This is a genomic window from Blautia ammoniilytica, from assembly GCF_025566965.1.
In the GTDB taxonomy this organism is placed as follows: Bacteria; Bacillota; Clostridia; order Lachnospirales; family Lachnospiraceae; genus Blautia_A; species Blautia_A ammoniilytica.
Window position 1 is genome coordinate 32263 of sequence record NZ_JAOQJL010000019.1, and the last position, 12184, is coordinate 44446.

Here is a 12184-nt window from a genome sequence, read left to right on the forward strand (position 1 = left end):
ACATTATCCCCTTTCTGCCACAATGCCAGGCTCCACATCCTCAAATGTAAAGCTGGTAAGCGGACCTTTTGATTCAGCATCTGCACCTGCCTGATATTCTCCATAGAACTGATCGATGTCTTTGATGAATTTACGGTTGAAAAGATGAAGAGGAATTCCCTGTGGGCAGACACGGCTGCACTCTCCACAGTCTGTGCATCTTCCTGCTACATGGAATGCACGGATGATGTGGAACATCTTTTCTTCAAAATCATCCACATTTGCTTTCTGGGCACTGTCAAATTTGGTACTGTCAAATACGCATCTGCGGCAGCTGCATGCAGGACAAGCATTGCGGCAGGCATTGCAGCGGATACATTTACTCAGTTCTTTCTGGAAGAATTCAAATCTTTCCTTTGGAGACATTGCTTCGATCCGTTCCACTTCTGCAAAGCGGTCAGCATCTTTTGTATCCTTGGACTCACCGATGATCTCATCATAGATCATATGCTCTTTGCCCTTACATACATGGCATCTTTCCAGCATTGCATCTTTATAGGAAACAGTTTTGCTGCCATAAATTGTTTCAATTTCAAGGTTCTCGCAATCATCAGTAAGCTTTGCTCCGGTGATTTTCTGGATTCCCTTGATTCCCATTTTGCGAAGCTTTTCCACATCCAGCTTACCTTTACAGCCTACACCGATAATATAGGCTTTTTCACGGTCTACCCTGTGCTCTTTAATCAGCTGATTAAAGCTGTATGTGTCACACGGCTTCAGACAGACAAGGGTTTTTCCTTCCAGCTTGGAAGCTTCGATCATCATCTTGCTTAAATTTGCTCCGCAAAAGCCATCGTAAACGAATTCATCCAGGCTTTCCGGTGTTTCAAAATATGCTGCTTCAGGATTGTAAGGCAGGTCTCCGGCTCTCCAGCCAAGAACACGGGCTACCGTATTATCTGCCAGCAGCTCTTTTGCACGGCTAATCAGTTCCTGCATCTTATATCCTCCAATCTTACATTCTTGCCAAGAGAATGGATCTTCTCCACAAACTCATTCATGGTCTGGGAGAACTTAACACCTTCTGCTGCAGATACCCATTCCACACGGGTACGTCCATTTTCCACACCAATAAAATCAAGCATGGAGAACAAAAGTGTCATTCTTCTTCTTGCATAATAGTTTCCGGTTGTATAATGGCAGTCTCCCGGATGACATCCACAAAGGATCACTCCGTCTGCCCCTTTTTCAAAAGCACGGAGGATAAACATAGGATTCACACGGCAGGAACATGGAACACGGATGATCTTTACATCTGCCGGATAAACCAGACGGCTGCTTCCTGCCAGGTCTGCACCTGCATAACTGCACCAGTTGCAGCAGAACGCTACGATTTTAGGCCTGAATTCTTCTTTTGCTTCTATCGACATATTGCATCTACCTCCGCTATGATCTGTCTGTTGGAGAATCCCTGAAGATCCATCGCTCCGGATGGACAGGTAACTGTACATGCACCACAGCCCTGACAAAGTGCATTGTTCACAACTGCCACACGCCTCGTCTCACGTACTCCATGGTCATTCACCTGTACATCCTCATAGGAAATAGCTCCATATGGGCATACATTCATACACTGGGAACATCCGTTACATGCAAGAGGATCTGCCTTTGCTGTACATGGGTTTGTAGTCAGCTTGTCTTTTGCCAGTAATCCGATTGCTTTTACTGCTGCTGCTCCAGCCTGTGCAACGGTTTCCGGAATATCTTTTGGTCCCTGGCACACTCCGGACAGGAAGATACCTGCGGTTGGTGATTCTACAGGACGAAGCTTTGCATGGGCTTCAGTAAGGAAATTGTTGGTATCAATACTTGCAGTAAGCATGGTTGCGATTTTACGTACATCTTTATTTGGCTCAATGGCAGCTGCAAGCACAACCATATCTGCCTCCATCAGGATCTGTTTATTGTCCAGAAGGTCTGATGCCTGTACCATTAAAGTTCCGTCCGGCTGAGGAATGACCTTGCCAACCTGGCCTTTAATATAATTTACTCCATACTCTTCTACAGCTCTTCTGTAGAACTCATCAAAGTTCTTTCCAGGAGTACGTACATCAATATAAAATACGGTCACATTCGTATCCGGGTATTTATCTCTGATCAGCATTGCATGCTTTGCTGTATACATACAGCAGATCTTGGAGCAGTAGCTTTTTCCTCTGTTATCAGAGCAGCGGCTTCCCACACACTGTACAAACACAATATTCTTCGGTGCTTTTCCATCGGAAAGGCGCTCCAGATGACCCTTTGTAGGTCCTGCTGCATTCATCAAACGCTCCAGCTCCAGGGAAGTGATCACATCCTTGCTCTGGCTGTAAGCATATTCATCATATTGATCAAGCTTGATCACATCAAAGCCGGTTGCCACAACAATGGCTCCGTATTTCTTTGTTACGATCTCGTCCTGCTGTTCATAATCAATGGCTCCTGCTGCACAGTTCTTGGCGCAGGCACCGCATTTGCCGGTTTTGAACTTAATACAGTTCTCACGATCGATCACAGGTACATTTGGAATGGCCTGTGCAAAAGGAATATAAATGGCACTACGGTTGTTCAGTCCACGGTTAAATTCGTTAGGAATCTTCTTGGATGGACATTTCTGGGAACATACACCACAGCCTGTACATTTGCTCATGTCTACGCTTCTGGCTTTTTTACGGATATCTACTGTAAAATCTCCTACAAAGCCGCTTACCTTCTCAACTTCGCTGTATGTATAGATATTGATCTTCTCATGAGCTGCAGCTTCTACCATCTTAGGGGTAAGGATACATGCGGAGCAGTCCAGGGTTGGGAATGTCTTGTCCAGCTGGGACATTCTTCCACCAATACTTGGAAGCTTTTCCACAATATCCACTTCATATCCTGCATCTGCAATATCAAGTGCAGACTGGATACCGGCAATACCACCGCCGATCACCAGGGCTCTTTTTGTAACCTGACTCTCTCCTGGCTGAAGAGGCGCATCCAGATTAACCTTTGCAATGGCTGCTCTTGCAAGAATCACAGCTTTCTTGGTTGCTTCCTCCATATCTTTGTGGATCCAGGAGCAGTGCTCACGGATATTTGCGATCTCTACCATGTATGGATTCAGACCTGCCTTTTCCGCTGCTTTGCGGAAAGTAGCCTCATGCATACGTGGGGAACAGGAACATACTACAACTCCTGTCAGATGTTTCTCTTTAATTGCATTAATGATCTTGGACTGTCCTGCTTCAGAGCACATATACTGATAATCCTCTGCATGGACTACTCCTGGCTCCATTTTTGCCATTTCAACTACTTTTTTTACATCTACTGTGGCTGCGATATTGGTACCACAGTGACATACAAATACACCTATTCTCTGCACCAGTCTCTCACCTCCTGTATCTTCTGAATGCACTGACTAACAGCTGCTGAGGCGTTTCATCATCAAGAAGCTCCGGGATCTCATCTGCTTTCAGATAATTCTGTCCCTTCTCCCTGATCACGATCTGTCTTGCAGCATCGATCAGTTTTCCTGGTTTTACATCTCTTGGGCAACGCTCCACACATGCAAAGCAGGAAAGACATTTCCACAGGGATTTTGACTGGGCAAGTGCCTCGATATCCCCATTCTGTACATAAGATACAAACTGATGTGGTTTGATATCCATCTCATTAAATGCCGGACAGGTTGCAGAGCATTTACCGCATTTCATACATTTCAGAGGATTTACTCCTGAGATCTCTTTGATCCGTTCTGCAGCATTTGCAGTATTTCCATATGTATAAGCACTCATTACTCTGCCACCTCCTCTTTCACGCCCAGTGCTTCCGCAAGAAGCTCTGTGAAATAGTATACAGGAAGTTTTCCGTTTCCGTTCTTTTTCAGGTTATACATGCAAAGCGGACAGGCTGTGATCAGCATCTCTGCCCCAAAACCTTCTGCACTGTCCATGATCTTTTTGCACATATTCTGTGCCATGTCCTTTTCTTTCAGGGAAATATATCCACCGCAGCATTCATTACGGAAAGGATAGATCACCGGCTCACCACCGATAGCACGGATAAAATCTTCTATAATGGAAGGATTTTCCGGATTATCAAATCCCAGTATTTTCCCGGGTCTTAACAAAAGGCACCCATAATAAGCACCTATTTTTCTGCCCTTTAACGGATTTACAACCTTTTCTTTGATCTTATCAAAGCCTACCCTGTCTCTTAATACTTCCAGGTAATGGAGAACGGTTGTTTCTCCTGCATAGGGTGTTTCAAATTTCAGGTAATTGTTGGCTCTGGTGCGGATATCCTCCACATTTTGCATGTCGTCATTGACTCTTTTGATCACATGATGACAGGCGGAACAGACTGTTACCAGATCCTGGCCTTTTTCCCTGGCCTGCTCCAATGCACGGACAGAAGAAAGCTTTGTGGCAATTTCATCGCTTCCCAGCGGATAAACACCGCCGCAGCACTGCCAGTCTTCGATTTCTTCCAGTTCAAATCCAAGCGCCTTGGCAGAAGCCCTGGCATAGGTATCCAGGTCTTTTGCTTTGTTTTTCAGGGTACATCCCGGATAATAACTGTACTTCATAATCCTGCTATCCTTTCTTTGTTTCTTAGCATTTTCTATCGTTTTTTCAGCAAATCTATTTATATATACAGCAACCTTTTTATCTTGTTTTCCGGCTGCTGGTATATTCAGAAATTAATAGGAATCAACACGTTATTTTGTATTTTAAAATCAAATCAAGACTATTTTGGACATAATAGGGGAGCCGCAAGCGGCTCCCAATATATACGTAATTTTACAGATTGATCTGTGCAATAACATTTTTCAGGGCGTCAGCACTCTTTCTCAACTGTTCAATTTCATTCTTATTCATACGCATTGGTACTTTTCCCTGGATACCATTAGGTCCTACCAAGGTAAGTGTGCTTAAGCATACGTCTTCAATACCATACTCTCCATGCATCATGGAAGAAACAGTGGTAATAGTATCAGATGCTGCAAGTACCAGATTGACCAGCTTGCATACGGTTACAGATACAGCATAGAAAGTAGCCCCTTTCTTTGCAATGATCTGACCGCCGGACTTCTGGACATAATTCAACATTGCCTCTTTATCAATTGGCTGGATCTCTTTTCCAAGTGCTTTCATATTCTCATAATATTCATCCACACTTACTCCTGAGATATAAGCGCCTGTCCACGGAATAAAGGAAGTATCCCCATGCTCACCGAATACATATGCATGGATATTTGCCTGTGCTACCTTGAAATGCTCAGAAATACCGCAACGAAGACGTGCTGTATCCAGCAGTGTACCGGAACCGATCACCTGTTTCTCCGGAATACCGGAGATCTTGGTAAATACATAAGTCATAATATCTACCGGATTGCTTACGATAATGTAAATAGCATTTGGAGCTTCCTTTGCGATCTTTGGAGCAATGTCTTTCATAATATTTACATTCGTCTGTGTAAGCTCGATCCTGGTCTGTCCCGGCTTTCTGGCAATCCCGGATGTAATAATTACAATGTCAGAGTCCCTAGCATCTTCATATTCTCCTGCGATCATGGAAATCGGACTTCTAAAACAGGTACCCTGAAGGATATCCATCACTTCACCTTCTACCTTTTCCTTGTTAATATCAATCATAACGATTTCAGACGCAATCGCCTCACTTGCCAAAGTATAAGCGATGGTAGAACCTACGCTACCTGCACCAATAATAGTAATTTTGCTACTCATAACCTGTTCCTTCCTTCTTCCTCTCGTCTTTTTTTTAACAATTATCTGAATAAAAAAACAGAACCACAACTTTCATCTTCTGCTCTACCAATATTTTCATTCAAATACAGGCATATTCCCTCTTCTCCGCATAAATAGAATTTAGTTCAGTTCCGCATTACTAAGATACCATAATGATAATATTTTAACAAGTTTTTTTTTTGTATTTCAAGAATATCAGCATGTTGCACATTTTTTATCGTTAATTTTTAAGCATATTGTATTAAATTAAGAATTCAAGATCATTTTTTCCAACATGTGTCCATTTCTATATATTTTTAAACAGATAGGGTGCTTTTACACTTTAAATTTTTACAAAAAAGAACCATTGTGATAAAAAATTATCACACAGTTACCCAACACATTCTCTGTTACATGCTGCTGAACAACTGCCAGATCACAATGGTTCTTATCCTATTATTTCACAGGCTCTGCATACCGCTTCACGATCCCTTTCAGGATCTCCACCACCAGATCCATGCCCTCTACCGTAATATGCTCACAGGGACCATGGGCTGCATAGCCGCCGGTGCCAAGATTTGGGCAGGGAAGACCCATGTAAGACAGCCTTGCCCCGTCTGTGCCGCCACGGATAGGTACTGTTACAGGTGACAGACCTGCTTCCTGGGCTGCCAGCTTTGCATTCTCGATCAGATGCATACATGGCTCAATTTTTTCTTTCATGTTCCGGTACTGCTCCTTAATGGTCAATGTGACTGTACCTGCACCGTATTTTTCATTAAGAAGCTTTGCAATATGCTTCATGGTAGAAATCCTTGCTTCAAACAGATGGCTGTCATGGTCACGAATAATGTAAGCCATACTTGCCTGTGCAATATCCCCGTTCAGGTCGCAAAGATGATAAAAGCCTTCATACTCTTCTGTATACCTTGGTGTCTCTCCTGCAGGAAGCATATTATGAAATTCTACCGCTACCTGCACTGCATTCACCAGGGTATTTTTGCTGCTGCCAGGATGCACTGGAAAGCCCTTGATCTGTACCTCTGCACCTGCAGCATTGAAGTTCTCGTATTCCAGTTCGTTCTCCACACCGCCATCTACGGTATAGGCAAAATCAGCGCCGAAATTCTCTATATCAAAACAATCAGCACCTCTGCCGATCTCTTCATCCGGAGTAAAACCAATGCAGATCTTTCCATGGGGGATATCCTCTTTCAGAAGGATCTCTGCCAGAGTCATGATCTCTGCGATCCCTGCCTTGTCATCTCCGCCAAGGAGCGTGGTACCATCTGTGGTGATCAGTGTTCTGCCTTTCAGGGAAGAAAGGTGTGGAAAATCAGCCGGATCCAGGAAAAGTCCGCTATTTCCCAGTGCTACCCTGCTGCCATCATAATTCTCGATGATCTGAGGATTCACACCTTCTCCGGAAAAATCCGGTGCTGTATCCATATGGGCAATAAACCCGATCCCTGGTGCATCCTCATAACCCTTTGTAGCAGGGATTTCACCATACACATAGCATTTGTCATCTATACGCACATTGCTGATCCCAAGCGCTTTCATTTCTTGTGCCAACTCATTTCCCAGATCAAACTGTCTCTGAGTGGAAGGTATTGTCTCACTGTTATCATCACTTGTGGTATACACCCTGATATACTTCAAAAAACGCTCATACGCTCTCATAATTACTCTTCTCCCTGTTTTGTTTTATCAGCCTCTGCAGCATCATGCACTTCCTGTTTTGCTTCGCCGTCTGACTGTATCCCTTCTGATGTCTGCACAGCATCTGCCTGAGGCTCCTTTTCGCCTTCCGGCTGGATCTCTTCTGATGTATCCTGTGTGTAATCTGCCTGCATCATAGCACGTTCACGCAGGCTTTTCTTTGGTGCCGCCGGCTGGGCTGCTGCCTGTCTTCTTGCCTGCTGTCTTTTCTTCATATCCACTGCATAGACACGCTTAGGATCTTCCTTAGAAAGCTTCCGAAAGCCCCATGCTCCCCATAAAATAAACAGTGGGATCCCAATTGCTGTAAAAAGCATCCCCAGACTCATCAGCTTGGAGAAACAAAGAAAGACTTCCATCAAGGCCTCCACTACCAAAAGTACAAGAGCAATCCGGATCATCGTAGTCGCCTTGTCTACCCGGTTACTGTACCGTACACTGCTGATCCCGGCAAAAACCTCCACAACTGCCATAATCACAAACAATATACCAACCAGCCTGAGAAACGGAACCTGCATGTTTGTCTTTTCAAGAATCTCCACATATTCCTTGGTTCCTGCGGCTGCCTTAGAGGCGATCACCAGAAAATTGATCCCGTACAGCAAAGTCGATGTAATGGCTGTAAACAAAAGGAATCCACCGCCGAATAACAGGCACATCCTGCCGGTTGCAGCTTTCCGCACAGCCTTCTGCTGATCTAATACGTCCATATTCATTACCATCCTTTCTCGTGTTAAAGAAAGTATACCATGCCTCTTAATCCGGGTCAATGCGAAGCAAAAAAACAGGGACAGCCCTGCCACATTTCTGTGATAGAACTGCCCCTGCCAAAGGCTTACAAAGCAGATTTCCTACAAGAAAATTTACTCTGCTGTTTTTGATGTATAACCGAAGAAGAAGTATCCAAGTGGTGTGTAGTACATACCCTGAATATTCTCTTTCAGCATGTATGGCTGTGTATAGAAATAAATCGGAGCAAGTACGCTGTCCTGATCGATCAGGATATCCTCAGCCTCATGGAATGCTTTCATACGATCTTCCTGTACGGAAGTAGCTTTTGCTTCATCAATCTTTGCATCGTAATCCGGGTTGGAATACTGAGCATCGTTGTTTCCGCCGCCAGTGTACCACATATCCAGGAAGGAGCAAGGATCATTGTAGTCTGCGATCCAGCCGTTACGGGCGATCTGGTAGTTACCCTGTTTTCTGTTCTCCAGGAATACGTTCCAGTCCTGATTGTTCAGTTTAACAGTAACGCCCAGCTGCTCCTGCCACATGTTCTGAAGAGCCTCACCGATCTTCTTGTGGTTGTCAGATGTGTTGTACAGATACTCAACAGTGGGGAAGCCTTCGCCGTTAGGATAACCAGCATCTGCAAGGATCTGGCGAGCCTCTTCACAGTTCTTCTCATAATCCTCATCTGCAACACTGTAGTAAGAACCACCTACTGTACGGAAATCATCATTTCCAGGGCCTGCTGCATCATATACACCGGATGGAACATATCCGTCAGCCGGAACCTCACCAGCCTGGGAAACATTCTCTACGATATAGTTACGATCGATTGCAAGAGAGAAAGCTTTACGGATGTTAGGATCTGAGAAAATCTCGTCCTCTGTGTTGAAGCATACATAGTATGTTCCAATATAATCAGCAATGTTAAGCTGTCCATCAGCAAGATATGTTGGAATCTCATCTACCGGCAGATTCTCGATGAAATCAAGCTCGCCATTGTTGTAGCCTTTCAGCATAGCATTGTTGTCATCAAGAAGTGCAAATTTGATGGTATCCGGTCCAAGATTCTCATAATCATAGTAGTTCTCGTTTTTCTCCATCAGGATGTAAGCATTGTGTGACCACTCTTTCATCTTGTATGGTCCATTGCTGACATAAGAATCTACATCATATGTCCAGTCATCATTTCCATCAACTTTATCCTGGCGAACAGGGAATGTTGCCGGGAATGCCATGATCTCCTCGAAATACGGGCAGTCATAGCTCAGATCGATCTGAAGTGTTTTGTCATCAATTGCTTTGATACCAAGTGTGTCAGGCTCTGCACTACCATCAGCAATTGTATCATAGCCCTGTACCATATCGATCATGTAGCAGTAATCTGCTGCTGTCTCAGGATTTGCAAGACGCTGCCAGGAATATACAAAGTCACCTGCTGTTACGTCCTGTCCGTCTGACCATTTAATACCGTCACGAAGTGTCAGTGTATAAGTTACTGTACCATCATCGTTTGCTGTCTTCTCCCAGGATTCTGCCTGTCCAGGTGCAGTTACTGCATTTCCGTCGCCGTCATCCACCCATTTGACCAGACCTTCAAACATGTGATTACACATGATCGCACCATCTACTGCACTGTTTAATGCAGGGTCGATGGACATAGGCTCAGAAGCGATGCAAAGAGACAGATTATATCCGTCCTCAGATGCAGCAGCATCCTCAGCCATTACCGGTGTGGTAGCGGCCATGCCTACAACCATAGCTGCTGACAGGGCCAGAGACATAATTTTTCTTGCCTTTCTCATTACTTTTCCTCCTTTTTTCTTTTTTGTGCTGCATGAGAAACAACACATTTATTAAAGAGGGATCTCTCCCTACAATAACCTATTTGCAGGATTGCAAGAGCACAGCAACATAGCAATCCATGGTATTCATCCTCTATACCTTATTTGTCCAGCATATGGCATGCAGCCCAGTGCCCCGGCTCATGCTCCCGGAATACAGGGACTTCCACCTTACACTTTTCCGTAGCATATGGACATCTGGTATGGAAGCGGCATCCGCTTGGCGGATTCATTGGACTTGGCACATCTCCCTCAAGAATGATCCTTTTCTTGGTACGGCTAAGCTTTGGATCCGGCACCGGCACTGCTGATAACAATGTCTGTGTGTATGGATGAATGGGATGACGGTTCAGTTCATAGCTTTCACCCAGCTCTACCAGAGAGCCCAGGTACATAACACCGATCCTGTTGGAAATATGACGTACAACAGAAAGGTCATGGGCAATAAACAGATAAGTAAGTCCCATCTGCTGCTGCATGTCCTCCAGCATATTTACGATCTGAGACTGAATAGAAACATCCAGTGCGGAGATCGGCTCATCACATACGATAAACTCCGGCTTAACAGCCAATGCACGGGCAATTCCCACACGCTGCTGCTGTCCGCCTGAAAACTCATGAGGATAACGGTTTGCATGCTCTGTATTTAATCCAACCTGTGCAAGCAGCTCCTTGATCATGTCTGCACGGTCTTTCTTATTTGCTGCAAGCTTATGGATATCGATTGCTTCCCCGATGATCTCTCCTACTGTCATACGAGGATCAAGAGATGCGGATGGATCCTGAAAAATGATCTGCATCTTTCTGCGGTAAGGCAGCATATTCACAGATTTGGCTTTGCCAAGAGGCTGTCCGTCCGGCCCAAGAGGATTATCATAAATCGCCTGTCCGTCATAAATGATCTTTCCGCCTGTAGGCTCATACAGTCTGAGAATGGTTCTTCCAAGAGTAGTTTTCCCACATCCGGACTCTCCTACCAGACCCAGCGTCTCTCCTTTTTTGATGAAAAGGGAAACATCCTGTACAGCCTGCACCCCAGGACCTTTCACTCCCTTGATAGGAAAATATTTACGTAAATTTTGTATTTCAAGGAGTTTCTTATCTTCTGCCATTTTAATTCTCCTCCTTGTTCATCAGATCTTCTACACACAGCCAGCATGCAGAACGGTGTTTGTCGCTGATTTCCACGTAAGGAGGCATTTTCTTCAGACAGATTTTCATACATTTCTCACAACGTGGTGCAAAAGGACATCCTTCCGGAGGATTCAGCATATCCACCGGTGTTCCCTCGATGGGGATCAGTCTCTCATAGCTCTGGGCATCCACACGTGGCATGGAACGGAGAAGTCCTTTGGTATATGGATGGGCAGGCTCATAGAAAATATCATCTACAGGCCCCTGCTCAACAATCTTTCCTGCATACATAACAGATACCTTATCACAGATATCTGCAACAACTCCCAAGTTATGGGTGATAAAAATAATACCCATGCCCGTCTTCTTCTGAAGGGATTTCATCAGATCCAGGATCTGCGCCTGAATGGTCACATCCAGGGCTGTGGTAGGTTCATCTGCGATCAAAAGCTGTGGATGACAGATCAGGCCCATGGCGATCATAACCCTCTGGCGCATACCTCCTGAAAACTCATGAGGATATTGATTCATACGCTTCTGTACATTGTTGATACCAACCATTTCCATCATTTCCATAGCTCTTTGTTCAGCTTCTTTCCTGCTGATCTTGCTGTCATGAGCACGCAGGGCCTCCACAAGCTGATTCCCTACTGTATAAACAGGATTCAGGCTTGTCATAGGGTTCTGGAAGATCATGGCGATTTTATTCCCACGATATTCCTGCATTTCTTTCTTTGTAAGGGCAAGCATGTCCTGTCCTTCAAAAGTAATGCTTCCGCCAACAACCTTACCTGGTGACTGAAGAAGACCAATAATGGAATAAGCCTCCTGGCTTTTTCCGGATCCGGACTCTCCAACCACTCCCATGACCTCACCATAATCCAGATCATAGGAAATGCCTCCTACTGCCTTAACCTCACCGGCTGGTGTAAAGAAGGAGACTTTCAGGTCTTTTACTTCCAATAATTTTTCTTTCTTTTCAGACATTGTTCTCCT

11 protein-coding genes are annotated in these 12184 nt (G+C 44.6%); all 11 read right to left on the reverse strand.

Features of this window, described 5'->3' with window-relative positions:
• Positions 1–3 precede the first annotated feature (3 nt).
• A complete protein-coding gene (locus OCV61_RS10640; RefSeq protein ID WP_158421788.1) occupies positions 4–978 on the reverse strand; it encodes a 4Fe-4S dicluster domain-containing protein in 975 nt (324 codons plus the stop codon).
• Positions 966–1409 carry a hydrogenase iron-sulfur subunit gene (locus tag OCV61_RS10645; protein ID WP_158421789.1) on the reverse strand — a complete coding sequence of 148 codons (444 nt, stop codon included), beginning with the start codon at positions 1407–1409 and terminating at the stop codon, positions 966–968. Before OCV61_RS10645 ends, OCV61_RS10640 begins: the two co-directional genes overlap by 13 nt.
• The gene (locus OCV61_RS10650) at positions 1400–3388 is read right to left on the reverse strand and encodes a CoB--CoM heterodisulfide reductase iron-sulfur subunit A family protein (RefSeq protein WP_158421790.1); all 1989 of its coding nucleotides are present in this window, start codon (positions 3386–3388) and stop codon (positions 1400–1402) included. The genes OCV61_RS10645 and OCV61_RS10650 overlap by 10 nt, the downstream gene beginning before the upstream one ends.
• 7 nt (positions 3389–3395) lie before the next feature.
• Entirely contained in the window at positions 3396–3800 is a 405-nt protein-coding gene (locus OCV61_RS10655; RefSeq protein ID WP_158421791.1) for a 4Fe-4S dicluster domain-containing protein, read from the reverse strand.
• A complete protein-coding gene (locus tag OCV61_RS10660; protein WP_158421792.1) occupies positions 3800–4594 on the reverse strand; it encodes a CoB--CoM heterodisulfide reductase iron-sulfur subunit B family protein in 795 nt (264 codons plus the stop codon). Before OCV61_RS10660 ends, OCV61_RS10655 begins: the two co-directional genes overlap by 1 nt.
• A gap of 214 nt (positions 4595–4808) precedes the next feature.
• Positions 4809–5756 (reverse strand): L-lactate dehydrogenase, encoded by a 948-nt coding sequence (locus OCV61_RS10665; protein ID WP_158421793.1) that lies wholly within the window; start codon positions 5754–5756, stop codon positions 4809–4811.
• Positions 5757–6212: 456 nt separating this feature from the next.
• Positions 6213–7439, reverse strand: a complete 1227-nt coding sequence (gene pepT / locus OCV61_RS10670) for a peptidase T (RefSeq protein WP_158421794.1) — start codon at positions 7437–7439, stop codon at positions 6213–6215.
• Positions 7440–7441: 2 nt separating this feature from the next.
• Positions 7442–8188, reverse strand: coding sequence for a hypothetical protein (locus OCV61_RS10675; RefSeq protein ID WP_158421795.1), 747 nt, complete (start codon positions 8186–8188; stop codon positions 7442–7444).
• A 153-nt stretch (positions 8189–8341) separates the two neighbouring features.
• Positions 8342–10015 carry a peptide ABC transporter substrate-binding protein gene (locus tag OCV61_RS10680; RefSeq protein ID WP_158421796.1) on the reverse strand — a complete coding sequence of 558 codons (1674 nt, stop codon included), beginning with the start codon at positions 10013–10015 and terminating at the stop codon, positions 8342–8344.
• 140 nt (positions 10016–10155) lie between these two features.
• The gene (locus OCV61_RS10685; RefSeq protein WP_158421797.1) at positions 10156–11166 is read right to left on the reverse strand and encodes an ABC transporter ATP-binding protein; all 1011 of its coding nucleotides are present in this window, start codon (positions 11164–11166) and stop codon (positions 10156–10158) included.
• A 1-nt stretch (position 11167) separates the two neighbouring features.
• Complete coding sequence (locus tag OCV61_RS10690) at positions 11168–12175, reverse strand: ABC transporter ATP-binding protein (RefSeq protein ID WP_158421798.1); 1008 nt, start codon at positions 12173–12175, stop codon at positions 11168–11170.
• Positions 12176–12184: the final 9 nt, after the last annotated feature.